This window comes from Streptococcus oralis subsp. dentisani (genome assembly GCF_002860905.1).
GTDB classification, from domain to species: Bacteria; Bacillota; Bacilli; order Lactobacillales; family Streptococcaceae; genus Streptococcus; species Streptococcus oralis_BA.
Map to the genome: position 1 here is coordinate 140102 of NZ_PKIG01000001.1, position 26179 is coordinate 166280.

Genomic DNA, 26179 nt, shown 5'->3' on the forward strand with positions numbered 1-26179 from the left:
AACTTCTCAATTCTTATTTATTATCTCACATGTTCTGTTCAATTGTCAAGAAAGAGGTGTTTTATGTCTTTATAATTCATCGGCTAATTTATTTATCTTTCTGAGTCTGTGGTTGACACCACTTTTGGTCAGAGGGGTGCTGAGGCTATCTGCTAACTGCTGGATAGAGTAGTCTGGGTGCTGAATACGCAGTTGCGCTACCTCCTGCAAATCCACTGGCAGATTTTCTAAGCCCATGATATCTTTGATTTTACTGATATTGTTGATAGTCTTCATGCTGGCAGAAACTGTCCGAGCAATATTGGCTGTCTCGGCATTATTGGCCCGATTGAGGTCGTTACGAGTTTCTCGCAAAATCTTAACCCGCTCAAAATCATCACGCGCCTGCATGGCTCCGATGACTATCAAAAAGTCCATAATGTCTTCAGCTCGCTGGAGATAGGTAACAGCTCCCTTCTTGCGCTCAAGTACCTTGGCATCCAGTAAAAACTGCTGAAGAAGGGAGGCGAGCCCTTGCGCATGGTCTAGATAAACAGAACTGATTTCCAACTGATACTTGCCTGACTCAGGGTCACGAATACTTCCATTTGCCAAGAAAGCACCACAGAGATAAGCACGACTGGCTTCCTCATCCGATAAAATCGCCTCATCAATACCCGTTTCTAGGCCAAAAAAGGAGTCTGCTAAGTGCAAATCACTCAGAAGGTCCTGCACCTTTTCATCTGTAAAAACGGTATAGACCCGATTCTTACGAAGATTGCTCCGTTGGTGGTGTCGGATTTCCGATTTGATTTCGTAGAAATGGAGAAAGGACTCATAGAGGTGACGAGCCAGTTTGGCATTTTCTGTCACAACTGACAAGGTCAAACCCGAAGTCGAGAGACCGATACTGCCAGACATCTTGATAATGGCAGATAATTCATGCCGGCTCAGATGGTGCTGACCCAGGATTTCTTCTTTTACTGCTACTGTGAAACTCATTTTCTCACCTGTATAATCCGCATCAACTCATCCACAATCAAATCTCCATCGTGGAAGGCACCCCCATTTTCCAGACGAAGGAAGTTGGATGAAATCACACGCGGAACCTGCTTACAAAGACCAGCAAAATCATGTTCCACCTGGACCAAGTATTCATCAAAACGGTTGGAATTCATGTATTCCTGAGGCACTTTTTCGATATTCACCAAGACAGTGTCGATAAAAGGTCGGCCAAGGTGACGATGCAAGACTTCCACGTGGTCACTATCTGTAAAGTGTTCTGTCTCCCCACGTTGGGTCATAATATTGCAGACATAGGCGATTTCTGCCTTGGTTTCCAAAAGCGCCTGCCCAATTTCCTTAATCACGATATTAGGTAAAATCGAGGTAAAGAGGGAACCAGGTCCGAGAACAATCATGTCACTTTCAAGAATGGTCTGCACTACTCGACGGCTAGCCAGAGGCGTATCATCGTTGAGGGTATTGGTCACATAGACATGGTCAATCATGCCTGGATGGTCTGCAATATGGCTCTCTCCAGCCACCTCTGTCCCATCCTGAAAGACTGCATGCAAGGTCAAAGGATGGTCACTGGAAGGATAAATCTTCCCAGTAGTATGGAAAAATTTGCTCAATAACTGCATGGCATTATAGGTCGAACCCTGCATCTCTGACAGACCAGCGATAATGAGATTTCCCAGCGGATGGCCCGCAAAGGCTCCCGCATCCTCAGAAAAACGGTACTGAAAGACCTTCTCATAGAACTTAGGCATATCCGACATGGCCACAAGGACATTGCGAAGATCACCTGGCGGTGTCAATTGCTGCATATTTTTTCGGAGTTCACCTGATGAACCACCATCATCCGCCACCGTTACGATAGCAGCGATTTCCACATCTTTTTCCCGCAGACTTTTAAGAATGACGGGGATCCCAGTCCCTCCACCAATCACCGTTATCTTTGGTTTTCTCATGAACGGTTTACCGTTTCCTTTCTTCGGTCTTTGTCGCGATGCCCTTCATTAACAGGCCAATTCTTGGATAAGTCCTGCGCCAAGCGTTTAGCAAAGGCCACACTACGGTGTTGTCCACCCGTACATCCCATGGCAATGGTCAAAACGGACTTACCTTCCTTTTGGTAACTTGGCAAAATCGGTTCAATCAAGGCCAACAAATGTTGATAAAAGTCTTCGGACTCTGGATGGTTCATGACATAGTGATACACTGGTTCATCTACACCCGTTTGGTTTCTCAGTTCTGGTAGGTAGTAGGGATTGGGCAAGAATCGGACATCAAAGACCAAATCTGCATCAATCGGGATTCCATATTTAAAGCCGAAAGACATGACTTCGATACGGAAAGGCTGGGCTTGCTCTTGATCTGAAAACTGCTCTGCAAGGGTTTTGCGCAGCTCACGTGGAGTGAGTTCAGTCGTATCCACCACATTTTGGCTCATATTTTTCAAAGGCGCCAAGAGCTCACGTTCCAGCTTGATTCCATCCAAAATCCGACCATCTGCAGCTAGTGGGTGACTCCGTCTGGTTTCCTTGTAACGCGCGACCAATTCCTTATCAGCTGCATCCAAAAAGAGAATTTTAAAGTCCAGTTCTTCCTTGTTTTCCAACTCATCCAAAACAGCTTGAATCTCTGAGAAGAAAGAACGGCTACGCATATCTACTACCAAGGCCAACTTATGGTCGTCTTCCTTTGTTTCCACCAACTGCAAAAACTTAGGCAAGAGAGCTGGCGGCATATTATCAATAGTAAAATAACCCAAATCTTCGAAGGACTGAATGGCAACTGTTTTCCCTGCACCACTCATTCCTGTCACAATCACCAAGTGAAGTTGTTTCTTTGTCATCTTTTTCTCCTTATATCAAAAGAAGTTTGGCAACACCAAACTTCAGCTAGCTTATCCAATCTCTGCGATGACTTCAATTTCGACTTTTACATCACGAGGAAGACGAGCTACCTCTACTGCTGAACGAGCTGGAAATTTCTCTTTAAAGGCCGTTTGGTAAACCTCGTTAAAAGGAACAAAGTCGTTCATATCGCTCAAGAAGCAAGTTGTTTTGACAACATGGTCAAAGTCTGTTCCTGCTTCTGCCAAAATAGCACCGATGTTTTTTAAGACTTGTTCTGTCTGTTCTTGGATCGTTTCTCCAACGATTTCTCCAGTTTCAGGAGAGAGAGGAACTTGACCACTAGCAAACAAAAGGTCGCCAACGATTTTTCCTTGAACATATGGTCCGATAGCCTTTGGAGCTTTGTCTGTATGAATTGTTTTTGCCATTTTCTTTTCCTCACAATTTTTCTAAGATTGCATCCCAAGCCTCATCCATCCCTGCCTTACTGACAGATGAAAAGAGGATAAAGTCGTCACTTGGGTCAAAGTTTAATTTCTTTTTGATTGCTGATTCGTGCTTGTTCCATTTACCACGAGGAATCTTGTCCGCCTTGGTCGCCACAATGATAACTGGAATCTCATAATACTTGAGAAATTCGTACATCTGCACATCATCTGCTGACGGGTCGTGGCGGAGATCCACCAAACTGACAACCGCACGGAGATTTTCCCGAGTCGTTAAGTACTCCTCAATCATGCGCCCCCACTTTTCACGTTCCTTTTTAGAAACACGGGCATAGCCATAACCAGGCACATCCACAAAGCGCATCTTATCGTCGATATTAAAGAAATTGAGAAGCTGGGTTTTACCAGGTTTACCTGATGTTCGGGCTAGATTCTTGCGGTTCAGCATGGTATTGATAAAGCTAGACTTGCCAACATTTGAACGCCCTGCAAGAGCGATCTCTGGCAGTTCATCCTGCGGATAGTGGGATTTATTCGCCGCACTGAGCAAGATTTCAGCATTATGTGTATTAAGTTCCATAGTCACCTCTAGGCTGTTTCTAGGATTGGTTTATCCGTTCCATCGACAGCTTCTTTTGTGATGCGAACCAATTTCACATTTTCCTGACTCGGTACTTCAAACATGACGTCTAGCATGGTTTCTTCAATAATTGAGCGAAGACCACGCGCACCCGTTTTGCGTTCGATGGCCTTATTGGCAATCTCTTGAAGAGCTTCGTCGTCAAATTCCAACTCGACATCATCATAAGAAAGCAAGGTTTGGTACTGTTTTACCAAGGCATTTCTTGGTTCTTTCAAGATGCGAACCAAGTCATCCACTGTCAATTGTTCAAGAGCAGCAAAGACAGGTAAACGTCCAATCAACTCAGGGATAATACCAAATTTTTGAATATCTTCTGCGATGATTTCTTGCATGTAAGAGCTGTTTTCGTCAATCGCTTTATTATTTTGACCAAATCCGATGACTTTTTCACCCAGACGTTGTTTGACAATTTCTTCAATACCATCAAAAGCACCACCCACGATGAAGAGGATATTTTTGGTATCCACTTGAATCATCTCTTGTTGCGGATGTTTTCGTCCACCTTGAGGCGGCACGCTTGCAACTGTTCCCTCGATAATCTTAAGAAGGGCTTGTTGCACCCCTTCACCAGAAACGTCACGTGTGATCGATACGTTCTCGCTCTTCTTAGCAATCTTATCAATTTCATCCACGTAGATAATCCCACGTTCTGCACGTTCAATGTTAAAGTCAGCAGCCTGCAATAGTTTGAGAAGGATATTTTCCACGTCCTCACCCACATAACCAGCCTCAGTAAGAGCTGTCGCATCCGCAATCGCAAAAGGCACATTCAAGCTCTTAGCCAAGGTCTGGGCAAGGAAAGTTTTCCCTGAACCAGTTGGGCCAATCATCAAGATGTTTGACTTCTGCAAATCCACATCTTCTGACTCTTCACGCGTATCGTGAAAATTGATACGTTTGTAGTGGTTGTAAACCGCCACTGCCAAGGCACGCTTGGCACGATCTTGACCAATTACATAGTGGTTCAAGATATGGAGGAGTTCAATTGGTTTTGGTACCTCAGACAAGTCTGCCAAGACTTCCTCAGCCAACTCCTCCCGAATGATTTCCTGGGCCAACTCCACACATTCATTACAGATAAAGGCGTTGTTCCCAGCGATTATTTTTTGTACTTCTTCTTGGCTTTTGCCACAAAATGAGCAATAAACCATCATATCATTATTCCTAGTTGTAGGCATGATTTCCTTCCGTTCTATTCTATACTGTCATTCTATCTAAAATAAGGTCATGTAAAAAGCATGGATACTATTGACCAAATTGGTAAAAGCATTTAACCAGAGCAGGACAGAAAGTCCATAACGCTTTTTACGAAAAGCCTGTGCCCCTGCAAGCAAGCAGACCAAACACAGCATGGCTGTGAAAAAACCAAATATACTACGTTCCATTAGACTTCCTTTCTCTTGCGGTATTGGATGGTAAAATCATAAGGATTTTTGTCATCTTTGGTATAGGATTTGCTTGAAACTGTCTCAAAAATAGACAAGTCAAACTCCTCAGGAAAATAGGTATCTCCTTCCACACGAGCATGAATATGAGTCACAATCACTTCGTCAAGGTAGGGCTCAAAAGCCTGAAAAATTTGCTTCCCACCGATAATATAAAGATTCTTGTCTTGACCCTGATACCAGTCCAAGACAGACTGGACATCATAAAAAGTAGTAACCCCATCTATATTTTCTTCCGGGTTACGTGTCAAAATCAAGGTTTCCCGTTTTGGAAGCAAGCGACGCCCCATCCCATCAAAGGTAACGCGCCCCATCAAGATAGCATGATTCAGAGTCGTTTCTTTAAAGTGTTGCAATTCTGCTGGCAAATGCCAAGGCAGACGATTGTCCTTACCAATCACACCCTCTTCATCCTGGGCCCAAATAGCTACGATTTTTTTAGTCATGCTTCCATCCTTTTTACTGATAGTACTATTTTATCAAAAAACTCAAAAAAAGACTGGTTTGGAATAGCTTACAGAATAGAAAAAAATCCGTAAGAGGCATCCTACAGATTTTTATATGATTATTCTATTTCTTACAAACCAGGTGCTTGTCCAAGTTCTGCTGCAAGCATCCAGATTGTTTTATCTGTTTCAGTCTTAGCATCTGCAAAGATACCGTTTGTCACATCGTCTCCTTCTTCATCAGTAACATCCAAACCTTTTTGGAAAAGTTCTGACAAGTAACGATAGATAGCAAGGACACGTTCCAAGCTTTCTTCAACATTACGGTATTCACCAGCTTCTTCTTCGATTTCACTGTTTTGAAGGAATTCTGTCAATGTAGAGAATGGGCTACCTCCAAGTGTGATCAAGCGTTCGCTGATTTCATCCAATTGACCATCAAGAGCTTCCATATACTCATCCATTTTTGGATGCCATACAAGGAAACCACGACCACGCATATACCAGTGTACTTGGTGCAAAGCCACATGAGCTACGTACAAATCAGCAACAGCTTGGTTCAAGACTTCCTTCGTTTTTGCCAATGCTACTGGCGCTGCTTTTGTTAATGATGTTACATCTTTTACTGCTTCTTTTTTCAATTCTACCATTGTTTTTACCTCATTCATTATTATTTGTAACCACTTCTTACTGATTACTATCTTAGTATACTACTAAGAATAACCAATAGCAAGCCAAATGACTCACATGAGAAAAGTTGCAATAGACTGATAATTTAAGAATTTTTAGAATAAAACACAGTCCCATTACACCTCTCTTATACTCAATGAAAATCAAAGAGCAAACTAGGAAACTAGCCGCAGGCTGTACTTGAGTACGGCAAGGTGACGTTGACGTGGTTTGAATTTGATTTTCAAAGAGTATTAACTGCGACAAAATAAAGAAAAAAGGGATGCAATTTTCTTGCACACTCCTTTCTCAAACTTATATCTTAATACCAAACGCTGACGTCAACACGACCACGAATTCCTTTTAAGTATTCAGATGAGGTATATTGCCATCCTTTTTCACCTGAATAATGAGGATTTGTCCAATCAAGTGCATCCGTATAGGCTGCAACCCAGTTGACATGTTGTAAAATATCTGGATGATTCAAACGAGTTTGCAAGAGTTGACGATAGCTATAAACTTTCACATTTTGATAACCAGCCTGCTTCATTGTTGCCATATACTTATTGATGATCTTGACCCAGGTTCCAGTATCACTTGGAGCTCTCTTAGTCTTATTGCCATATTCCCAGTTCTCAACATCGTAGTAGATAGGGTAAGACAAGTTCATCTTGTATTTTTTCAAGAGTTCAATGGTTTGATTAGCATCATTCTCAGCATCGGTCTCATTTTCAGCATAAGTATAAAGGTAAACACCGTAAGGAATTCCAAGACGGTTTAACTCCTTAATATTATGAGCCAATTCCTTGTCCTCAGTTCCACTATAGCCCAAACGAACAATGACTCCATCTACTCCATTATCATCGATGACCTTTTTCCAGTCACTGATACGACCATTGTGCTCACTGACATCGATAACCTTTTTAACTTGATCAGTCCCAACTTGTTCTTCACGATGGTTAAAGAAATAACGTCTGCCATTTCGGTGAACCCATCCAACATTCAAGTCTTTCTTTTCTTTTAACTCACCTGAGTCAGAAAAAATATAGCGAGCATCATTCATGACTAATTCACCAGTCGCCATAGCACCACTTTCTGTCAAGTAATAGTTACCCTGCCACTCATCTTTAGCCATGTAACCCCACTTCTTGAAATAGTACCACTTGCCGTCTACCTTTTGCCACTCTTGATTTGCATAAGAACCATCAGATTTCAGGTAAAACCAACTCTTATAATTGTTATCGTAAAACCATTCACTCTTGGCCATGTAGCCACCCACTTTGAGGTAGTAGTTCCCATGCCATTCTTGTTATGCATAAGAAGCATCTGCTTTGAGGTAGTAGTTCCCATGCCATTCTTTTTGAGCATAACGACTATCTGCTTTTATATAGAATCAAGCCTTGTAGCTAGTATCGAAGATCCATTCACTCTTAGCTTTTGAACCATCTGCTTTTACATAGAAGTCACCTTCCCAATGTGCTGATGTTGAAGTTGGTTTACTTTCTTCTTTCTGACTACTAGCTCGCGTCTCTTTTACTTCTTCCTTTTTCTTTGGACGCTGACTAGAAGAAGTCTCAACCTTTTTCTCTTTTTCCTTTTGACTTGTAGTCGTTTCTGATTTCTTTTCTTCTACATTGCTAGAAGAAGCTTGAACACTGCTTTCTTCCAAAGATGCTTTCGCTTCAGTTTCATTTGCAGCTACATGACTAACTGCCAAGCCTAGTAAAAAGATACTCGCTAATCCAATTTTTCCAATCTTTGTTTTCAATCTTTCCTCTCCTATAAAAAATGGAACAAGCATTTGAATGCTGTTCCACCTAGCTTTTGCTACTGATTATTTTACAAAGTCAAGCAAAGCCAAGAAGCTTTCAGCTTCAAGTGACGCACCACCAACAAGGGCGCCGTCAACGTCTGGACAAGCCATGTATGAAGCAACGTTTTCAGGTTTAACAGAACCACCGTATTGAACACGAACTTTGTCTGCAACTTCTTGACCGAAGTCAGCAGCTACAACGTCACGAACAACTTTACACATTTTTTGTGCATCGTCTTGTGAAGCTGATTTACCAGTACCGATAGCCCAGATTGGCTCATAAGCGATAACTGATGCCGCAACTTGTTCAGCAGTCAATCCAGCCAATGCAGCAGATACTTGAGCACCTACGAATTCAGCTGCTTTACCAGTTTCGTAAGTTTCAAGTGACTCACCACAACAGATGATTGGAAGCATACCGTTTGCAAAGATTGCTTTTGCTTTTTTGTTGATATCTTCGTCAGTTTCATGGAAGTAGTCACGGCGTTCTGAGTGGCCGATAACAACGTAGTCAGTACCGATTTCTTTCAAAACTTGTGGGCTTGTTTCACCAGTGAAAGCACCTGCATTTTCAAAGTAGCAGTTTTGAGCAGCAACTTTAAGGTTTGAACCTTTTGCAGCAGCAAGAACAGTTGTCAAATCAAGAGCTGGAGCAGCGATACCTGCTTCAACAAGATCTGATGAAGGAAGTTTTGACGCAACTGCTTCAACGAATTCTTTAGCTTCTTCTGGATTTTTGTTCATTTTCCAGTTACCAGCGATAAATGGTTTACGTGACATTTCACATACCTCTTTTTTCAATTTATTTTCTATTTATTTTATCACAATTAGACACAGCTTGCAAATCTTACTCGGATTTCAAGCCTGCTTACACGGATTAATCCTTCCAGAGATCCATGGCATTTCTGAAATCTGCCGATACCTGTGTCATCTGAGGATTGCTTGCTTCTCTTTCTGCCCGCTTAGCCTCAATTTGAGCCACACTCTTGATTCCTTCATGGCGCCAATTTCTCAAAATCGCCTGAATGTACTTCCAGTTTGGTTTTCCATTCAAAACAGCTTCACGAAGAGCTTCCTTAATCAAGTCAGCACTGGTCCCATCTTCTTTTAGGGTCTTGGTCAAATCCTCAATTTCAAAAGGCGTCAACAAACGTCCCAACTCCTGTTGAAAGGTTTCTACCAAATCCTTGAGCTGGTTTTGAGGTGTCAACTGGTCTGAACTCGAAGTAGGAGCTCCAAGCAAGTTATCTAAACGTTCCAAAGCCAAACTAGCATCAAAGAGCAATTCAATTTCGCCATTTAATTCGATAGTACGATACTGGAGCAGTCCCCTCTCTGTCAAGTTGGAAATGGACTGGTTGACATCCGAAATTTCCTTGCCAATCCTTTCAGCAATCTGACTTGGCGACATTTCTTCCAAACCTGTCGTATTTTGCAAATAGAAAAATTGCCAGACTAAAAAATCATCGCTTGAAGGAAAGAGTTCCTTAAAATGCAAGAGCAGGGCACTCGGTAAAACCAAGTTCCCTGATTTAAAAGCGTCTAAATATGTCATAATTCCTCTTATAAATACCCATATGCAGATGCATCATCTTCTATCTTTCTCCAGTCAAAAGGCGTCTCCTGATAGACAGCATAGTTTACCCAGTTACTGAAAAAGAGGGCTGCTGATGAAGACCAACAAAGACAAGGTGTCTGGTTGACATCATCATCCTTAAAGTAATTTTCTGGAATATGAGGATCCAAACCTGCATTACGATCTCGGAAATACTCTTTTGCCAGGGTATCACGATCATACTCCAAATGCCCAAAACTATAAATTTCTCGTAAGTCACGACTGGCCAAAATAGAAACCCCAACCTGAGGTCCTTCTGATAAAATTTCAAGATTGGTCTTGTTTAAGACTTCTTCCTTAGAAATCTCCGTATGCCGTGAATGAGGAGCTACGTAGCTATCGTCAAAGCCTCTAAAGAGAAGATGACCCTCCTTTAAGGTGTCCTGAGGATAGATACCCGATAACTTACTGTCCATCTGGTATTTTTCCACTCCATAGCGCAGATAAAGACCAGCCTGAGCACCCCAACAGATATGAAGGGTCGAATAGACATGAGTCTTGGACCACTCGATTACCTGACTAAATTCCTCCCAATAGTCCACTTCCTCAAATGGTAAATGCTCAACTGGAGCACCCGTGATAATCATGCCATCAAAATACTCATCTTTGACTTCAGGAAAAGTTTTATAGAAGGTCTCCATGTGTTCTGAACGAGTTGTCTTGGAACGATGGCTCTCCATATAGAGGAAATCAATATCCAGTTGTAGAGGTGTATTGGCCAAATGGCGTAACAACTGGGTTTCTGTGACCATTTTCTGTGGCATGAGATTTAAAATTAAAATCTTCAAAGGACGGATATCTTGGTGGGCCGCACGTTGATCATCCATGACAAAGATATTCTCTGTCCGTAAAATCTCAACAGCTGGTAGTTTTTTATCAATTCGAATCGGCATAACCCTCTCCTAACTGTACTCTTTCAGGAATAATTGCATATGTTTGAAGCCAAATCTCAAACACTTAGTCCTTTTATTATACTGCAAGAAGATATAGTTTTCAATTATAGTTTTTCTCTAACTAGCTATAGTCTGTTTTTATATCCTAATGTAGAGAAAACAGCCCTAGGGACTGTTTTTCATTAATAATGCATAAGAACCTTGTAATCGTAGTCACCGATTTTTTCACGGCCGTTCAATTCATCCAATTCAACAAGAAAGGCACAACCTGCTACAACACCACCAAGTTTTTCAATCATCTCGATAGTTGCCTTAACAGTTCCACCTGTTGCCAAGAGGTCATCTACGATAAGAACACGTTGACCTGGCTTAATAGCGTCAGCATGCATAGTCAAGGTATCAACACCGTACTCTTTTTCATAGTCAGCAGAAATAACTTCACGTGGCAATTTACCTGGTTTACGAACAGGTGCAAAACCAATTCCCAACTCAAAGGCAACTGGACAGCCCACGATAAATCCACGAGCCTCAGGACCTACAATCATGTCAATTTTCTTGTCAGTCGCATACTGAACGATTTCACGAACAGCGTAGCTATAAGCATTCCCATCAGCCATCAAAGGACTGATATCACGGAAGGTAATCCCTTCCTTTGGATAATTTTCAATTGTTGCAATGTAATCTTTTAAATTCATCTTTTTCTTTCTTTCAAAGTTTTTTACTCTCTATTATAGCATATTTTTTAAGAAAGAAAAAAGGAAAAGTTAACATCAATAATTATCTAACGATTTGACGATTTATGACTAGCCATAGCAATAAAGCCCAAGTTCTTTTTATTCTTATCAAACATTTTATACATAGTTAAAAACTGCTTTCTATTCTCCTTTTTACAAGCATTTACACAAATTTTCAAGGTTCCTAGCCAACCTTCGTCATAAATCATACCCGATAATTTCATTAATGTCATTTCACCAGTCAATACTTTCACATCACAATAACCTGATTCTATCATCAGCTCTTCCCAACCATCTTGAGTTAAAGGACCTACATTCACATGAATTGCTTGCGACAATTCCTGTCTGACAGACTCTTTAGCTTCCTTAAGAAGCACATCATGTGTCAAGAGAAGACCCTCAGGTTTTAAAACCCTTAAATATTCCATTACACATTTTTTCTTAGCTTGATCGGCTTGCATAGTCAGCATAGCTTCATTTATAACAATATTAAAACTAGCATCTTCATAAGGAAGTTTCATTGCATTAGCTCTTTCAAAACTGATTAAATGAGCAACACCTGCCGTTTCAGCAGATTTTTTAGCCACTTCTAAAGCTTGAGCATCCATATCAACAGCAGTTATCTTACAACCAAAACGCTGTGCCAACTCAATTGCTGTAGTTCCCCTATTGCACGCAACTTCTAGTATTCTCTTTTCTTTTGAAAATCCTCCTTCCTCAATTAACCAATCTGTAGCACGTTTTCCACCTGGACGTAAGCGTTTTTTCCCTAATTTTGCTAAAAACTTATGACCTGCTTCTGACATTTGAACACCTCTGTTTTTTCTTCATTATAACATAAAATGATATTATCTGACAATTCTAATCTATTATTTGATAAACTAGAATCAAAAGCATACAAACCACCATGACTATAGCATAAATCTATTAATCAACTCTCTAGTTCGAATTCAACTCCTTCCATCATTTACACATTCAGGTTACGACTATTTTTGTACTTTGGAATTGCTCTCTTCTTCATCCGCTCTACGAACCTCCACCTTTCTGTTCGTAGAGCCACGATTTCGCTATCCCTTCCTCTCCCAGCTACCTCACGATAGTCAGGCTTGGGAATCGCTATTGGGTTCACCGGTAGCAGGTGCCTACCGAGGACTTACACCTCAGATGTACGACATGCCCGTCGTACGCCAAAAAAACGAGCACTTTCGTACTCGTTCTCTCTGTATAAACTACTGATTAAAGTGAGTTTACGTCAACTTTGATACCAACACCTTGAGTAGTTGTGATCGTCAAGTTTGTTACGTAAGTTCCTTTAGCTGTAGCTGGTTTTGCTTTTTGGATTGTTTCGTTGAAAGCTTTGAAGTTTTCAACCAATTTTTCAGCTTCAAATGATACTTTACCGATGATAGCTTGAACGTTACCTGCACGGTCAGCACGGTAAGTGATTTTACCACCTTTAGACTCTTCAACTGCTTTAGCAACATCCATTGTCACAGTACCAGTTTTAGGGTTTGGCATCAAGTTACGTGGTCCAAGGACACGTCCAAGACGTCCAACAAGAGCCATCATATCAGGTGTAGCGATAACTACGTCGAAGTCCAACCAACCATCGTTGATTTTAGCAACAAGGTCATCTTCACCAACAAAGTCTGCACCAGCAGCTTTTGCTTCTTCAGCTTTTGCACCACGTGCGAAAACAAGAACGCGTGAAGTTTTACCAGTACCGTTTGGCAATACCATTGCTCCACGGATTTGTTGGTCAGCTTTTTTAACGTCGATGTTCAAGTTGTAAGCAACTTCTACAGTTGCATCAAATTTTGCAAAGTTAGTTTCTTTTGCAAGTGCTACAGCTTCTTCTACGCTGTATGCTTTTGTGCTGTCGATTTTCTCAAGAGCAGCACGAAGTTGTTTGCTTTTTTTAGCCATTTTCTATTCTCCTTGTAAGTGGTTCAATCGATTTTCATCTCCCACGTCACTCCTCGAAATGATGAAGTCTTGCGGGTTATCAGTCTATTATTTTTCTTTTCCTACGTCGTTAAGTTCCCTTGCTGTACCCAAGTACAAGCATCAGTCACTTGCCTAGTATGAAAAGCAACTAATAGACTGCTGTGAGATTTTCTACTGTGTTATTGATTAGTCAACAACAGTGAATCCCATAGAACGAGCAGTACCTTCGATCATACGCATTGCAGACTCTACGTTTGCTGCGTTCAAATCTGGCATCTTAGTTTCTGCAATTTCTTGTACTTGTGCACGAGTAACTGTAGCAACTTTAGTTTTGTTAGGTGTACCTGATCCTTTTTCAACACCTGCAGCTTTTTTCAAAAGAACAGCAGCTGGTGGTGTTTTAGTGATGAAAGTAAATGATTTATCTTCGTAAACTGAGATAACAACTGGAATGATCATACCAGCTTGGTCAGCTGTACGAGCGTTGAACTCTTTTGTGAATCCCATGATGTTGATACCAGCTTGACCAAGAGCAGGTCCAACCGGTGGAGCTGGTGTAGCTTTACCAGCAGGGATTTGCAATTTTACAAGTTTTTCGACTTTTTTAGCCATTTTTAAATCCTCCTTTGTGGTTTTGGCGGTAATTAAAGATTTTTACCTCCCACAAGTATGCTTTTCACATACCCATCTATTATATACTATTTATCTGAAATTGCAAGAGAAAAGTTTATTTTTTAATCGACGTAATCTCCGCCTTCAAAGCCGTAATACTCTTCCAAACTGAGACCACTTGCAGCTATTTCTTTTGCTTCTTTTCCGACATAACGAAGGTGCCATTCTTCAGCCATATAGCCTGTTTCCTTTTCCTTTCCTTTGAGATAACGAACAACAAAACCATAATCAGCCGCATGGTCCAAGAGCCATTGGGCCGCTTTTTCTTCTGTCACCAAATCACCATTTGTCCCAATCACATCAAAAGCCAAGCCTGTCTGGTGCTCGCTATAGCCAGGACGGGCAGAATAACGGTCGGCAGCTTCTTTCCCATCTTGATTGACATAATCTTGATAGAGCTTGGTCTGAGTTTCAAAACTTCTAAAGCCACTGTAATGGTCGCTAATGGGGAAACCTGCCTCTTGCATCGCTTTGATGAGTTTGATCAACTCTGCCTTGGCTGTTGGATTTTCCCCTGGATTATAGTCTTTAGACAATGGATAGTGTTTGTTGGCTACGATGATTTCATCGTATTTCCCTTGGATGCTATAGTAGTCTCCTTTGTTAGCCACTTCTGCTTTTTTCTGGGTAGCTCCTTGAGATTTACTATCGACTGTTCCATCAGCTTTAGCTATTTGTTCTGTCTTAGCTGCGCCATCTTCATTTTTTGCTTTTTCTTGTGAACAAGCTGCTAGACTCAAGGCTAGCAAGGCTGTCAAGACTAGGTATCTTTTTTTCATCTTTACTCCTTTATTTCTAATAGTTTATCTACTTCTGATGATAAACATTCGACTAATCTTTTAATCTCATCAGGTTTTGATTGGCAGATTTCTGCTGTCATTTCTTCAAAGGGAATCCACCATACTGGACCACGTCCATTGAGACCATAACCATTCATATCACCTCTTCGTCTAGGAAAAAGATGCCAATGGAGATGGGCATCGCCATTTCCTAGCAGTTCGATATTCATTTTCTCAGCAGCAAAGGCCTTGGCAACTGCCTCTTGGACTAAACTCATTTCTTCTAGAAAACGGAGTCTTGTCTCCTTTTTCAAATGGTGCAATTCGGTGACGTGTTCCTTGGCTAGAAAGAGACTATAGCCTTCAAAATACTGATGGTCTCCAATCACAAGATAGCCTGTTTCCAACTTTTTGACAAAATAGGGATTTTCCCCAGCCTTGATGAGCTCAATTCTCTGGCAAATAAGGCACATATCAATCTACCAAATTGCTTCTAAGATAAGCATCGACCATTCGTTCTGTTGCGACCACCGAATCAATATGGGTACGCTCATAAGAATGACTAGACTCAATACCAGCACCGAGAAGGGCGTGTTTAACCTCTGCCCCTGCGGACATGGCTGCTGAAGCGTCCGAACCATAAAATGGATAGATGTCCAGCTTAAATGGAATATCTTGCTCTTTCGCCAAGGCAACCAAATGTTGACGGAAGTCATAGTGATAAGGACCTGAAGCATCCTTGACACAGATGGACACTGTGTACTCATCTGTCTGCTGGTCATCGCCCATGGCTCCCATGTCCACAGCCAGATATTCAACTACTTGATCAGGAATGCTAGAGTTTGCACCGTGTCCCACTTCTTCAAAGACTGAAAAAGCAAAATGGGTTGTTACGGGCAACTCAATCTTCTCTTCCTTATAAATACGAAGCAGGTTAAGCAAAATCGCCGCGCTGACCTTGTCATCCAAATGGCGAGACTTGATAAAACCTGTCTCTGTCACGACAGTTCGTGGGTCAAAACTGATAAAATCACCGACCTCAATGCCAAGAGCACGAGTTTCTTTTTCACTGGTTACTTTGGCGTCCAAACGCACTTCCATATTGTCCTGAGTGCGTTCTGCAGTTCCTGCATCCTTATAGACATGACAAGAAGTTTGGTGGATGAGGATGGTGCCTGATACCTTTTGACCTGTGCTTGCCACATGAACGATACAGTTTTCTCCTTCAATCATGTTCCAAGGAAAGCCACCGATACGGTCCATTTTGAGACGGCCATCTGGTTTGACAGCACGGACAATAGCACCAAGCGTATCTACATGGGCAGTCACATAGCGATGCTCTTCATCATTTTGACCTTTGATAGTTACATTGACACCGCCCTTGGCTGTGCGAACTGGCTGGTAACCAAAACCTTCTAAAGTCTTGACTAAATAGTCCGAAACCTCACGAGTGAAGCCCGTTGGCGACGCAATGGCTGTCAGTTCTTTGATATATTCTACTGTTTGATTCATTTCTTCACCTCTTTTGCTACCTATTATAACACATTTATCATCGGATAAAAAAAGAAAATCACTCCTGTAGACTTGGCTACAAAAGTGATTTTAATGGTTATTCCATTTCAAAAACATCGCTTTCTTGCTTGTTTGGTAAAACCAATGAGAGCAAGATTCCGACAATAGCTGGCACCAACCATGGAAGAGATGCCTTGGCAAAAGGAAGAGCGTTGACAAGGTTTGCAAGAAACTCAACCTTAAACGAGCTTCCTAATACGCTTGCAATGGCAATAGCTGTAACAACAGCAATTGTCAACTGCATACCTGGTTTTGAAAGAGCTACAAATTTGTTGACAATGACAATCATAACGATGGCAATGGTGATTGGGTACAAGATAACCAGTACTGGAATTGAGTACTTGATAATCGCATCAAGACCCAAATTAGCAATGGCAAATCCAATCAAGGTAAAGGCTGTCGCATAAACCTTGTAGCTGATTTGTGGGAAGCGTTCATTAAAGAACTCAGCTGTAGACACAATCAAACCAACCGTTGTTGTGAAGCAGGTTACAGTAACCATAGCTGCAAGGAAGAGTTGAGCTGTTGAACCAAAGATTTCTTGAGTAGCTTGTGACAAGATGTAAACACCTGGTGTTCCACCCTTCATCGCTTCAGCTGGTACCGGGAAATGATTTCCAAGGAAACCTAAACCGATATAAAGAGCACTGAAGGCAAGGGCAACAACGATACCAACCACCCAAATAGTTGAAATGTATTCTTTCTTACTTGAAAATCCAAGTTGTTTCAAGGTTTGAACTGCAATTACGCTAAAGGCAACTGAAGCAAGGGCGTCCAAAGTATTATAACCTTCTAGGAAACCTGTACCAAAGGCAGAAGCTTGATAAGCAGCTGAAGCAGCTTGAGGACTTGTTCCACCGTATTTGATAGCTCCTAGGACAACCAAGATAACAATCAAAATCGCAAAGACTGGTGTTAAAATACGGCCGATACGGTCCAAGATTTTTGATGGATTAAGCGAGATTAAATATGCTGCCGCAAAATACAGAACTGTAAAGACAATCAAGCCAAGACCTTTATTTGCATCCGACAAAAGGGGGCTAATCCCTACTTCGTAAGCTGTTGTAGCAGTACGTGGGATAGCAAAGAATGGACCGATTGACAAGTAAAGAACTGAGAGGTAAAGAGTCGCAAACCAAGGCGCTATCTTTGTTGAAATCTCGTAGATATATCCTTTAGGATTTAACGTTCCAATAATCAGAGTCAAGACGGCGATACCGACACCTGAAAAGACAAAACCTGCGATGGCAGGAAGAAAATGTTCTCCAGATAGAGCACCCAGAGAAGGCGGAAAAATCAAGTTCCCCGCACCAAAAAATATTCCAAACAGGAGTAAACCTGTTAGGGCACCTTTTTTAGCCATGAAAATCTCCTTCATATTTATAAAATACTGACCTAGTATACCATGATTAGGAGTATGAAAAAAGTATCACGAAGTAAATATTGAATGTTTTCAAGATTCTCAAAAATGAGAATTGTCTAAAAATAAAATCCCCTACCCAGTCCACGCCAAGTAGGAGAAAATTCTAATGTTTATACTCTTCGAAAATCTCTTCAAACCACGTCAGCTTCACCTTGCCGTACTCAAGTACAACCTGCGGCTAGCTTCCTAGTTTGCTCTTTGATTTTCATTGAGTATTAAAGTTCTTCAAAGGCCATCATGCCACCTTGTACATTGATAACCTCATAACCTTGTTCTGATAAGAATTGGCAAGCACGCGCCGATCTCATTCCAGATTTACAAATAACATAATGTAACTGATCCTTGTCCAATTGATCATAAGTATCAGCTAATTGACTCAGAGGAAGATTCTGAGCACCTTCTAAATGAAGAGCTTCAAACTCATCCACTTCTCTCACGTCCACTAAAGAAAGTTGGTCATTTTGGTAAAGCTGGTAAAATGCGTCAAAGGTTATTTCTTTCATTCTTTTTCTCCTAATACTCTTCGAAAATCTCTTCAAACCACGTCAGCATCGCCTTACCGTAGGTATGGTTACTGACTTCGTCAGTTCTATCCACAACCTCAAAGCTGTACTTTGAGCAGCCTGCGGCTAGCTTCCTAGTTTGCTCTTTGATTTTCATTGACTATAAAATAGTTTTAATTCTTTTTTTCAAATCCGGCACTACTTCTGCCTCAAACCAAGGATTTTTGGCCATCCAGATTTGATTGCGTGGTGAGGGGTGAACTAGTGGAAAATAGGTTGGCAAATAGTTCTGGTAATGTTTTACCCGTTCTGTTACCTTGCCACTGATTTTTTCCTGTAAATAGTAGGCTTGAGCATACTGGCCAATCAAGAGGGTCAACTGAATATCGGGTAATTCTTGCAAGAGTTGCGGATGCCATTTTTCAGCAAAGCCAGTTCTCGGTGGCAGATCACCTGACTTTCCATGCCCTGGAAAGTAGAAATCCATAGGCAAAACAGCAAAATATCCTGAATTGTAAAAGGTATCTTCATCCACACCTAGCCAGTCCCGCAAACGATCACCACTTTTATCCTTCCAGTAAAGGCCTGCTTCTTGGGTTTTAAGACCAGGCGCTTGACCGATGATATTGATGCGAGCAGTCTTTGGCGCTGCAAAGAGAGGCTCGATGCCACGCTTTGTATAGCTGACATTCTGCGGATCTGCCATAATAGCCTGCTTGATTCTTTCAATTTGAGACATCTACTTTCCCTCCAAAAAGAAGTCTAAGCATAACATCTCAGACTTCTATCGTTTTATTTGATCAATTCGTAAATAGCTTCGGCATAGATTGCTGCAGCTCGGAAGAGATCGTCCAAGGCGATAAATTCATTGGCTTGGTGCATGGTGTCAATTGAGTCTGGGAACATAGCACCATAGGCAACACCTCGTTCTAGCAAGCGACCAAAGGTTCCACCACCGATGACTTGCTCGTGACCTTTAAGACCAGTTTGTTTTTCATAAACATTCAACAAGGTTTGAACAAGTGGATCTTCCATTGGAACATAGTGAGGGGTGTGACCGTGCTCAGAAAGGCTAACAGAAGCAACTGGCAAGTTTTCAAGGATTGACTTGATTTGTTCTGGACTTGTTCCTTTTGGATAGCGGATATTAAGGGCAATGGTATTATCAGCGCTTGTTTCATCAAAGCGGAAGACGCCTGCATTCATAGAAAGGGCACCCATCTTTTCATCCACATGAGCAATCTTGAGATTTTCACCCTCATGGTCGTTCAAGAGAATTTTACCAGCAATGTCAAGGTAGTCTTTGGCTGGACCAGCAAAATCAAACTGGCTAAGGAAGAGGGCTAGGTAAGTCGCACCATTAACACCTGAAGCAGGCATAGCACCGTGGGCTGATTTACCAATAATCGTCACCTTGTATTGACCAGCTTCTTCTTGGAGTTCTCCTCTAAGCTTGTGTTCTGCAACAAAGGCATCTAGTTTCCCTTGCAAGTCAGCCACCAAATCACCTGAAACGACTGCTGTTGCTGATTCAGGTACCATATTTTCACGCAAACCACCTGTGAAGCTGTGAAGACGGGCAGCACCTGCATTTTCTCCTGCAAAGTGGAGGTATTCTGTGATATTTCCTTTTTCACCATTGATGATAGGGAATTCAGCGTCTGGAGAGAAACCGAAGTCTGGTTTTGCAAGTCCTACGTGCTCGAAATAGTAGTCCATGTCTGCCCAACCTGATTCTTCGTCTGTTCCGACGATGAAGCGAACTTTTTTAGAAATTGGAAGGCCCAATTCTTTGATGATTTTCAAACCATAGTAACAAGCTGTTGTAGGTCCCTTATCGTCCGAAGCCCCACGCGCATAAAGACGACCATCTTTGATAGTTGGTGTGTAAGGGTCTGTGTCCCAACCGCTACCAGCTGGCACCACGTCCATGTGGGCAAAGATTCCGAGAACTTCTTCTCCATCACCAAACTCAAAATGTCCTGCATAGTTATCGACATTTTTAGTTGGGTAGCCATCGCGTGCTGCGATTTCAAGGAATTTCTCCAAGGCTTTTACTGGACCAGGTCCAAATGGATGCTCAGCATCAACCTTGCTATCATCACGTTCTGAGTTGATTTCCAAAAGGCTAAACAAGTCAGCCAAGAGGTCTTCTTTGCGTTTTTCTACTTCTGTTGTAAAATCAATTGCTGTCATTTTTTTCTTCTTTCTATCTTTTCTCGATGATTTCATCTACTGGCAAGCGGTAACTTGGTTCCAATTTTTCGTCTGTGTAACCTACTGTAATCAAGAGTTCTGGGCGGAAACGGTCTTCAATTTCCAAAACCTCATTGACTTTTGATTTGTCAAATCCAAGAATCAGATTTGATCCGATTCCTTGGTCTGTAAGAGCCAGAACCAAGTTCATAGCAACCAAACCTGCATTGAGGGCTAGGTAGTCGCTGACTTGTTGTTCATTGTAACGGGCAAACTCGGCAGGCAAATTTTTCATAAAGTATTGAAGTTGCTCTTCAGAAAAGTTATTAGCACCGCCAACTCGGGCAATCTTACGAGCACGTTTAGCCAAATCTGTGTCTGTAAACAGGGCAATGGTTACAGGCGCTGATGATACCTGTTCAAAGTTTGAACCGTAAGCCAATTTTGCTAGTTCAGCATTTTTCTCACGTACTACCACAAATTTCCAAGGCTGGCTGTTGTGGGCACTTGGTGCCAAGGTTGCAATTTCGATAGCCGTACGAACATCTTTTGGATCAACTGGCTTATCAGTGAAATGCATAGTCGCATGACGTTTTTTATTTAATTCAAGAAATTTCATAATCGATTTCCTTTTCTAATTCTACTGCTTCCATTCTACCATATTTTGAAAGAGCTTGCAGGGATTTTTCATAGAAAGAAATTGGAACAAGGATAAGCAACCGAATGAAGAAAACCATTTAAAGCAGGAATCCCCTCATCCAGTTCCAATTAATTTTCAGCTGCTTAAAGAAACTAGTCCATCTTATATTCTGACTTTATAATCTCCAAGAAATCTTTCACATCCTCTACATACCCATGCTTTTCTATTAAGCTGGCTAAGAGTTCCAGATTGTGTCCCTGATAGTTATCTTCACGACGTAATTCTTCATACATTTCGATAAAGGGAAGCCCCTTGGACTTGGCCAATTCTAACTCAGCCTCGTAATCATAAGCGACTTTACGAAATAGGATATTGACCAATTCCCCATCTTCAACCTCTATCACGGCATACTGGGCACGGTGATTTTTTAACGCCTCCCAATTAAAATAGGGCATACCAATCGAACCTGGATTGATGATTTGTTGCCCTTGACTGCCATAACGAAGCAACTGCTTGTGAACATGACCATAGACTGCCACATCAACTTCATCATCTAGGAGTTTGTCAAATTTCTCTGTATCATTCTCAACTAGCAAGTCACCACCATAGTTCTTATTTGGCAAATTATGAGAGATAGAAAAGCGCAATCCGTCAATTTCTTTCTTTTCCAGCAAAGGCAAGCTTCGTAGCCAGACAATCGTTGCAGGATCCATTCGCTCCATCAAAAACTGGGTCATGCGCATTGACTGGATTTCTTTCGGATGTTCCAAACCATATTCGCCATCCAAGGCCTCAAGGACACGATCATCCCAATTGCCTCGAACACTGGCTGTGATAGGAAGGTCCTTTAGCAGGGCGACTAAGTCATTTGCGCCTGGACCAGGAAGAAAAATATCTCCCAGAAGCCAGTATTCACTGACTCCTTGATTTTTAGCATCTGCAATCACTGCTTCTAGCGCCGTCACATTGCCATGAATATCTGATAAAATTGCAATTTTATAGTTCATGATGTTTTTCCTTCCGTTTGGTAATCTACTCTTTCTTCCGCCACTTGAGGCAAGGTTTCTGCCTCCTGCGGGTTCAACTTCCTCTGCACAGCCTCTGCAACGGCTCTAGGCACTCCAACTTCAACAATATCATCCACACCGGCTTCCTTGATTTTGGTCAGAGACTTGAAATGCTTCATGAGATTTTGCTTGCGTTTAGGTCCCAGACCTTCAATTCCATCCAATTGTGATGAAAAGGAATTTTTGGATCGCAGTTGACGATGGAAAGTGATGGCAAAGCGGTGCACCTCATCCTGAATGCGTTGGAGGAGGAAAAATTCCTGAGAATTGCGAGACAACTCCACCACCTCAAGCGGATCTCCAAAGAGCAATTCATGGGTTTGGTGCTTGTCATTTTTTTGCAAACCTGCAATGGGGATATCCAAGCCCAGCTCCTCTTGGATGACTTGCTTGGCGATATTGACTTGACCTTGCCCCCCATCAATGACAATCAAATCTGGCGGAGTCAAACCTTCTCGTTGTACTCGACCATAACGTCTGCGAATAACCTCACGCATACTGGCATAGTCGTCTGGTCCAACGACAGTCTTGATTTTATACTTACGATAATCTTTTTTACTTGGTTTGCCGTTGACAAAGACCACCATGGCTGAAACAGGGCTAGTTCCCATGATGTTGGAGTTATCGAAGGACTCGATGCGAACCGGGGTCGGGATTTGGAGCAAGCGTCCTAGATTTTCAATAGCTCGTTGTGTCTTTTCGACAGATTTCTCTAGCAGGTTGAATTTCTGCTCTAGGCTGACTCGAGCATTCTTTATAGCCAAATTGACCAGTTGCTTTTTCTCTCCACGCTGGGGTTTGAGAATCTTGGTGTCTACCAAAGCCTTGACAGCTTCTTCGTCAATATCCTGCGGAATCAGCACCTCATTAGGAACTAGATGAGATTTTTCTTGATAAAATTGTCCTACATAGGTCAAGAAATCCTCATCCGGATCATTGTAGTAGGGGAAAAGATTAACGTCTCGCTCAATGAGCTTGCCCTGACGGACAAAGAAAACCTGGACACACATCCAACCCTTATCCACATAGTAGCCAAAGACATCCCGATTTTGGAGATCCTTAGCCATGACCCGTTGCTTGGTTCGAAGCGTTCCAATGGCCTGAATCAGATCACGGTATTCCGCTGCACGTTCAAATTCCATAGTCTGAGCTGCCGCTGCCATCTTGCCCTTGAGGTCATCGATAATTTGATTATCCTGCCCTTTTAGGAAATCAGAAACCTCCTGAGCCATAGACTTGAAATAGTCCTCATCCTTCTTACAGATGGTGTGGGCCATACATTGACCGATATGGTAGTAAAAACAGACCTTAGACGGCGGATTGGTACACTTTCTAAAAGGGAAAATCCGATCCAGTAGCCGCTTGATTTCATTGGCTGCCCCTACATCTGGATAAGGTCCAAAGTAGAGACCACCGTCCTTCTTGACCTGACGGGTGATAATCAAACGAGGATAGCGTTCATTGGTAATCTTGATGAAAGGATAGGACTTATCATCCTTGAGCATGATATTGTACTTGGGCTTATTTTCCTTGATTAGATTGATTTCTAGGAGAAGTGCCTCAATATTGGACTCCGTAACAATAAATTCAAAATCTACAATTTCAGACACCAATGCCTCTGTCTTAGTATCATGACTTCCACGGAAATAAGACCTCACGCGGTTACGCAGATTTTTAGCCTTTCCTACATAGATAATGGTGCCGTTTTTATCCTTGTGAATGTAACAACCAGGGCTGGTCGGCAAGAGCTCTAGTTTTGATTTAATCAAGTTGTTCATAATTCCATTATAGCAAAAAAGTAGGGAAAGATTGTTCCCTACTCATTGCTCTCATATAATTTTCGGAGGTTTGCAACATCCTCTTCCTGGATACCATAAAATGAACCCGCAGGTTGCATGACAGACTTCTCATCTGTATGGTCCAAGCCAATCGCATGACCCAACTCATGTTCTGCAGTATGGACAATGCGCTCATAGGAATAGCCATAGTTAGGATTGGACAGATAATAGTGATTCAACCGTACCGTGACAGACAAGAATTGCCCTGTTAAGAGATTGGTCTGACTTTCCGCCTCTCCTGCCACAGGAGTGTTTCCGTTGTTCATCTCAGTAGCCAGGATATCCGCCTTGCTGGACTCAGTCACAAGTTCAAAGTTAAAAGCACCAGTTTTATTCCAATTCTGAATTGCTTCTACATAAGCCTCTTGAAAGCGTGAATCCATCTGTGGATCCAAGTAAATACGAGCAGAAGCCTGTGGCCATCTTCCTTCAGAATGCTGGTGGCTATCTGTCTGGTTCAACTTAGGCAGTTGCCCTGTTTTTTCCCATTGGTCGATACTTTGTTGACCAATTTTTACTGACCGTTCTGCTTGCTTTAGCGCTCCTTGAAAATCCCCGTTCAGATACCAGAGAAATCCAAAAGCAAGAGTGCATAAAAGCAAAACAATCCAAACCAGGCACCAAAACAAACGCCAAATAAAAGAAAAGAAAGCCCCTATCAAACGAAAAAGCCAGCGCATGTCTCTCCACCTTTCTAGCAAATAAAAATTATTTTACTAAAAGAAGCTGAAAGAAAGCTAAATACTGACTTTTTCATCTTAACGTCCTACTATTTTTTTAAGTAACTGGATAGCTTTGTATTTTAAAGGCGATGGATGATAACGGAAAGTACCTGCTTTGCGTACAATATAGCCATTAAAATTCTGTTTAAAACGCAAAACACCATCACTACCATCAAAAATCCCTTGAATGCCTAGGAAGTTGTATTTAGGTATTCCACGTTTTATGCTTTCCAACATAACATATTTTTGAAGCAGTGCAGGGGCATAGAACTTATTAAACTCAGTGTAAGAACCACTAAAGAGATAAGTCGTTTCCTGAGGCATATAAACAAATAAACTCCCGGCTAAAACAATATCTCCTTCCCCATATTTTTCAATCAAGTCTCGCGCTTCTGCTTTTCGAACTTCAAACGTTTCAAATTGACTAGAATATTCTCTCAGTTGATTTTGTTTTTTCTCAGAATGAGGATTTTTACTCAAATCAAGTCGCAACTTGTCCAAGATTTCTTCTAGTTTACTTTGTTCACCTTGCAATTTGCTCATATAGTCCGAAAAATTCAAGGTTGCTATGAGAAACTCAGCTTGTTCTCCAAAAGCATCATAAAAATGCTCATAGTATTCTAAACTTTTATCACTATATTCTCTACGTTCAGAGGTTTCTTTTGTTATATTCTTAAAAATTGATAGCTCTTCACGTTTTAACTTTTTCAACCGAATGCCAAACGTTTCAGCCTTTTTCACCAAGGGTTTACCCTTTTTGCTAAAACTTTTAAGCAAATTCTTTTCAGTTAATTCAGTCAAATCTTTATAGTATAACCAATCTGGTTCTCCACCTGGATAACCTGTTGTCAATCCATCAAATTGATAACCTAAATCAGTTAAACCTTGAATGATACTTTTTTTCTCAGCATCTATTGGATTACCTTGACTATCAAAAGTTTGATAAGTTTCATAAGGTTTTACAAGCAACTCTAATACACCATTTTGCTTGGCATATTCTTTTAACTTCGCATAAAAAACTGGAAGAGCATCTTGTTGGGTATAAATCGGCCCCGAATTGAGCTCCATATGCAGACCACCCAGCATGGGCAAGCTATAAACCAGAGCTGCAACTTGAATTTCTCCTTCTTGTTTCAAAGCTAGATAAACAATTCGAGCTCCTCTTTTTTCTAACAAGTCCCCCATCTGGACCGATTGCATAAAGGAACGAGAAGAAACCTGATCAGAATAAGCCTGAAACTCTTCTTTCGTGAGTGTAATTAGTGCCATA

At 41.6% G+C, this 26179-nt stretch carries 28 protein-coding genes and 1 pseudogene; all 29 read right to left on the reverse strand.

The window, feature by feature from the left end:
• Positions 1-69: 69 nt before the first annotated feature.
• Complete coding sequence (gene whiA, locus CYK16_RS00710; RefSeq protein ID WP_060805860.1) at positions 70-981, reverse strand: DNA-binding protein WhiA; 912 nt, start codon at positions 979-981, stop codon at positions 70-72.
• On the reverse strand, positions 978-1955 hold the full coding sequence (locus CYK16_RS00715) for a YvcK family protein (protein ID WP_001231075.1): 978 nt from the start codon (positions 1953-1955) through the stop codon (positions 978-980). Before CYK16_RS00715 ends, whiA begins: the two co-directional genes overlap by 4 nt.
• Positions 1952-2842, reverse strand: coding sequence for an RNase adapter RapZ (rapZ, locus tag CYK16_RS00720; protein WP_060805861.1), 891 nt, complete (start codon positions 2840-2842; stop codon positions 1952-1954). The genes CYK16_RS00715 and rapZ overlap by 4 nt, the downstream gene beginning before the upstream one ends.
• Positions 2843-2893: 51 nt before the next feature.
• On the reverse strand, positions 2894-3274 hold the full coding sequence (locus CYK16_RS00725; RefSeq protein ID WP_060805862.1) for a RidA family protein: 381 nt from the start codon (positions 3272-3274) through the stop codon (positions 2894-2896).
• A 10-nt stretch (positions 3275-3284) separates the two neighbouring features.
• The gene (gene yihA, locus CYK16_RS00730) at positions 3285-3872 is read right to left on the reverse strand and encodes a ribosome biogenesis GTP-binding protein YihA/YsxC (RefSeq protein WP_000422605.1); all 588 of its coding nucleotides are present in this window, start codon (positions 3870-3872) and stop codon (positions 3285-3287) included.
• Between the two features lie 8 nt (positions 3873-3880).
• A complete protein-coding gene (gene clpX / locus CYK16_RS00735; RefSeq protein ID WP_025169664.1) occupies positions 3881-5113 on the reverse strand; it encodes an ATP-dependent Clp protease ATP-binding subunit ClpX in 1233 nt (410 codons plus the stop codon).
• A gap of 36 nt (positions 5114-5149) precedes the next feature.
• Entirely contained in the window at positions 5150-5320 is a 171-nt protein-coding gene (locus CYK16_RS00740; RefSeq protein ID WP_000442260.1) for a hypothetical protein, read from the reverse strand.
• Positions 5320-5826, reverse strand: coding sequence for a dihydrofolate reductase (locus CYK16_RS00745; protein ID WP_060805863.1), 507 nt, complete (start codon positions 5824-5826; stop codon positions 5320-5322). The genes CYK16_RS00740 and CYK16_RS00745 overlap by 1 nt, the downstream gene beginning before the upstream one ends.
• A gap of 131 nt (positions 5827-5957) precedes the next feature.
• Entirely contained in the window at positions 5958-6476 is a 519-nt protein-coding gene (locus tag CYK16_RS00750; RefSeq protein WP_000229881.1) for a Dps family protein, read from the reverse strand.
• Between the two features lie 341 nt (positions 6477-6817).
• Positions 6818-8296 (reverse strand): annotated as a pseudogene (gene lytC, locus CYK16_RS00760) (choline binding-anchored murein hydrolase LytC).
• A gap of 33 nt (positions 8297-8329) precedes the next feature.
• Positions 8330-9088: a triose-phosphate isomerase gene (gene tpiA, locus CYK16_RS00765; protein ID WP_060805864.1), complete on the reverse strand. Its 759-nt coding sequence runs from the start codon at positions 9086-9088 to the stop codon at positions 8330-8332.
• Positions 9089-9185: 97 nt separating this feature from the next.
• Complete coding sequence (locus CYK16_RS00770; RefSeq protein WP_060805865.1) at positions 9186-9863, reverse strand: DnaD domain-containing protein; 678 nt, start codon at positions 9861-9863, stop codon at positions 9186-9188.
• An 8-nt stretch (positions 9864-9871) separates the two neighbouring features.
• Positions 9872-10816, reverse strand: a complete 945-nt coding sequence (gene metA / locus CYK16_RS00775; RefSeq protein ID WP_060805866.1) for a homoserine O-acetyltransferase MetA — start codon at positions 10814-10816, stop codon at positions 9872-9874.
• 182 nt (positions 10817-10998) lie between these two features.
• Positions 10999-11511: an adenine phosphoribosyltransferase gene (locus CYK16_RS00780; RefSeq protein WP_001049318.1), complete on the reverse strand. Its 513-nt coding sequence runs from the start codon at positions 11509-11511 to the stop codon at positions 10999-11001.
• Between the two features lie 86 nt (positions 11512-11597).
• Positions 11598-12356: a class I SAM-dependent methyltransferase gene (locus CYK16_RS00785; RefSeq protein ID WP_060805867.1), complete on the reverse strand. Its 759-nt coding sequence runs from the start codon at positions 12354-12356 to the stop codon at positions 11598-11600.
• A gap of 430 nt (positions 12357-12786) precedes the next feature.
• The gene (rplA, locus tag CYK16_RS00790; protein WP_001085675.1) at positions 12787-13476 is read right to left on the reverse strand and encodes a 50S ribosomal protein L1; all 690 of its coding nucleotides are present in this window, start codon (positions 13474-13476) and stop codon (positions 12787-12789) included.
• Between the two features lie 207 nt (positions 13477-13683).
• Positions 13684-14109: a 50S ribosomal protein L11 gene (gene rplK / locus CYK16_RS00795; protein WP_001085807.1), complete on the reverse strand. Its 426-nt coding sequence runs from the start codon at positions 14107-14109 to the stop codon at positions 13684-13686.
• Positions 14110-14231: 122 nt separating this feature from the next.
• Complete coding sequence (gene ldcB, locus CYK16_RS00800; RefSeq protein WP_060805868.1) at positions 14232-14948, reverse strand: LD-carboxypeptidase LdcB/DacB; 717 nt, start codon at positions 14946-14948, stop codon at positions 14232-14234.
• Positions 14949-14950: 2 nt separating this feature from the next.
• Complete coding sequence (locus CYK16_RS00805; RefSeq protein ID WP_060805869.1) at positions 14951-15421, reverse strand: HIT family protein; 471 nt, start codon at positions 15419-15421, stop codon at positions 14951-14953.
• Position 15422: 1 nt separating this feature from the next.
• Entirely contained in the window at positions 15423-16460 is a 1038-nt protein-coding gene (locus CYK16_RS00810; protein ID WP_060805870.1) for a M42 family metallopeptidase, read from the reverse strand.
• A 97-nt stretch (positions 16461-16557) separates the two neighbouring features.
• Positions 16558-17883 carry a branched-chain amino acid transport system II carrier protein gene (gene brnQ, locus CYK16_RS00815; RefSeq protein WP_001074583.1) on the reverse strand — a complete coding sequence of 442 codons (1326 nt, stop codon included), beginning with the start codon at positions 17881-17883 and terminating at the stop codon, positions 16558-16560.
• 275 nt (positions 17884-18158) lie between these two features.
• Positions 18159-18446 (reverse strand): rhodanese-like domain-containing protein, encoded by a 288-nt coding sequence (locus tag CYK16_RS00820; protein ID WP_023943660.1) that lies wholly within the window; start codon positions 18444-18446, stop codon positions 18159-18161.
• Positions 18447-18606: 160 nt separating this feature from the next.
• Positions 18607-19185, reverse strand: coding sequence for a uracil-DNA glycosylase family protein (locus tag CYK16_RS00825; protein ID WP_060805871.1), 579 nt, complete (start codon positions 19183-19185; stop codon positions 18607-18609).
• Positions 19186-19238: 53 nt separating this feature from the next.
• Positions 19239-20642 (reverse strand): dipeptidase PepV, encoded by a 1404-nt coding sequence (gene pepV, locus CYK16_RS00830; RefSeq protein ID WP_060805872.1) that lies wholly within the window; start codon positions 20640-20642, stop codon positions 19239-19241.
• A gap of 13 nt (positions 20643-20655) precedes the next feature.
• Positions 20656-21261, reverse strand: coding sequence for a nitroreductase family protein (locus tag CYK16_RS00835; protein ID WP_060805873.1), 606 nt, complete (start codon positions 21259-21261; stop codon positions 20656-20658).
• A 173-nt stretch (positions 21262-21434) separates the two neighbouring features.
• Complete coding sequence (locus CYK16_RS00840; RefSeq protein ID WP_060805874.1) at positions 21435-22289, reverse strand: metallophosphoesterase family protein; 855 nt, start codon at positions 22287-22289, stop codon at positions 21435-21437.
• Positions 22286-24127: an excinuclease ABC subunit UvrC gene (uvrC, locus tag CYK16_RS00845; RefSeq protein ID WP_060805875.1), complete on the reverse strand. Its 1842-nt coding sequence runs from the start codon at positions 24125-24127 to the stop codon at positions 22286-22288. Before uvrC ends, CYK16_RS00840 begins: the two co-directional genes overlap by 4 nt.
• Positions 24128-24165: 38 nt before the next feature.
• Entirely contained in the window at positions 24166-24867 is a 702-nt protein-coding gene (locus tag CYK16_RS00850; RefSeq protein ID WP_060805876.1) for a M57 family metalloprotease, read from the reverse strand.
• 78 nt (positions 24868-24945) lie between these two features.
• Positions 24946-26178, reverse strand: coding sequence for a peptidoglycan bridge formation alanyltransferase MurN (murN, locus tag CYK16_RS00855; RefSeq protein ID WP_060805877.1), 1233 nt, complete (start codon positions 26176-26178; stop codon positions 24946-24948).
• Between the last annotated feature and the right edge of the window lies 1 nt (position 26179).

What these genes read in the sequence shown, in the direction of transcription:
- clpX (WP_025169664.1), bottom strand. Translation starts at nt 5,113, where the DNA reads ATGCCTACAACTAGGAATAATGATATGATGGTTTATTGCTCATTTTGT.
- uvrC (WP_060805875.1), bottom strand. Translation starts at nt 24,127, where the DNA reads ATGAACAACTTGATTAAATCAAAACTAGAGCTCTTGCCGACCAGCCCT.
- CYK16_RS00805 (WP_060805869.1), bottom strand. Translation starts at nt 15,421, where the DNA reads ATGTGCCTTATTTGCCAGAGAATTGAGCTCATCAAGGCTGGGGAAAAT.
- metA (WP_060805866.1), bottom strand. Translation starts at nt 10,816, where the DNA reads ATGCCGATTCGAATTGATAAAAAACTACCAGCTGTTGAGATTTTACGG.
- whiA (WP_060805860.1), bottom strand. Translation starts at nt 981, where the DNA reads ATGAGTTTCACAGTAGCAGTAAAAGAAGAAATCCTGGGTCAGCACCAT.
- CYK16_RS00820 (WP_023943660.1), bottom strand. Translation starts at nt 18,446, where the DNA reads ATGAAAGAAATAACCTTTGACGCATTTTACCAGCTTTACCAAAATGAC.
- CYK16_RS00745 (WP_060805863.1), bottom strand. Translation starts at nt 5,826, where the DNA reads ATGACTAAAAAAATCGTAGCTATTTGGGCCCAGGATGAAGAGGGTGTG.
- CYK16_RS00835 (WP_060805873.1), bottom strand. Translation starts at nt 21,261, where the DNA reads ATGAAATTTCTTGAATTAAATAAAAAACGTCATGCGACTATGCATTTC.
- murN (WP_060805877.1), bottom strand. Translation starts at nt 26,178, where the DNA reads ATGGCACTAATTACACTCACGAAAGAAGAGTTTCAGGCTTATTCTGAT.
- pepV (WP_060805872.1), bottom strand. Translation starts at nt 20,642, where the DNA reads ATGACAGCAATTGATTTTACAACAGAAGTAGAAAAACGCAAAGAAGAC.
- CYK16_RS00770 (WP_060805865.1), bottom strand. Translation starts at nt 9,863, where the DNA reads ATGACATATTTAGACGCTTTTAAATCAGGGAACTTGGTTTTACCGAGT.
- CYK16_RS00785 (WP_060805867.1), bottom strand. Translation starts at nt 12,356, where the DNA reads ATGTCAGAAGCAGGTCATAAGTTTTTAGCAAAATTAGGGAAAAAACGC.
- CYK16_RS00810 (WP_060805870.1), bottom strand. Translation starts at nt 16,460, where the DNA reads ATGAATCAAACAGTAGAATATATCAAAGAACTGACAGCCATTGCGTCG.
- yihA (WP_000422605.1), bottom strand. Translation starts at nt 3,872, where the DNA reads ATGGAACTTAATACACATAATGCTGAAATCTTGCTCAGTGCGGCGAAT.
- rapZ (WP_060805861.1), bottom strand. Translation starts at nt 2,842, where the DNA reads ATGACAAAGAAACAACTTCACTTGGTGATTGTGACAGGAATGAGTGGT.
- CYK16_RS00750 (WP_000229881.1), bottom strand. Translation starts at nt 6,476, where the DNA reads ATGGTAGAATTGAAAAAAGAAGCAGTAAAAGATGTAACATCATTAACA.
- tpiA (WP_060805864.1), bottom strand. Translation starts at nt 9,088, where the DNA reads ATGTCACGTAAACCATTTATCGCTGGTAACTGGAAAATGAACAAAAAT.
- rplA (WP_001085675.1), bottom strand. Translation starts at nt 13,476, where the DNA reads ATGGCTAAAAAAAGCAAACAACTTCGTGCTGCTCTTGAGAAAATCGAC.
- rplK (WP_001085807.1), bottom strand. Translation starts at nt 14,109, where the DNA reads ATGGCTAAAAAAGTCGAAAAACTTGTAAAATTGCAAATCCCTGCTGGT.
- CYK16_RS00780 (WP_001049318.1), bottom strand. Translation starts at nt 11,511, where the DNA reads ATGAATTTAAAAGATTACATTGCAACAATTGAAAATTATCCAAAGGAA.
- CYK16_RS00725 (WP_060805862.1), bottom strand. Translation starts at nt 3,274, where the DNA reads ATGGCAAAAACAATTCATACAGACAAAGCTCCAAAGGCTATCGGACCA.
- CYK16_RS00840 (WP_060805874.1), bottom strand. Translation starts at nt 22,289, where the DNA reads ATGAACTATAAAATTGCAATTTTATCAGATATTCATGGCAATGTGACG.
- CYK16_RS00715 (WP_001231075.1), bottom strand. Translation starts at nt 1,955, where the DNA reads ATGAGAAAACCAAAGATAACGGTGATTGGTGGAGGGACTGGGATCCCC.
- CYK16_RS00825 (WP_060805871.1), bottom strand. Translation starts at nt 19,185, where the DNA reads ATGTCTCAAATTGAAAGAATCAAGCAGGCTATTATGGCAGATCCGCAG.
- CYK16_RS00850 (WP_060805876.1), bottom strand. Translation starts at nt 24,867, where the DNA reads ATGCGCTGGCTTTTTCGTTTGATAGGGGCTTTCTTTTCTTTTATTTGG.
- ldcB (WP_060805868.1), bottom strand. Translation starts at nt 14,948, where the DNA reads ATGAAAAAAAGATACCTAGTCTTGACAGCCTTGCTAGCCTTGAGTCTA.
- CYK16_RS00740 (WP_000442260.1), bottom strand. Translation starts at nt 5,320, where the DNA reads ATGGAACGTAGTATATTTGGTTTTTTCACAGCCATGCTGTGTTTGGTC.
- brnQ (WP_001074583.1), bottom strand. Translation starts at nt 17,883, where the DNA reads ATGGCTAAAAAAGGTGCCCTAACAGGTTTACTCCTGTTTGGAATATTT.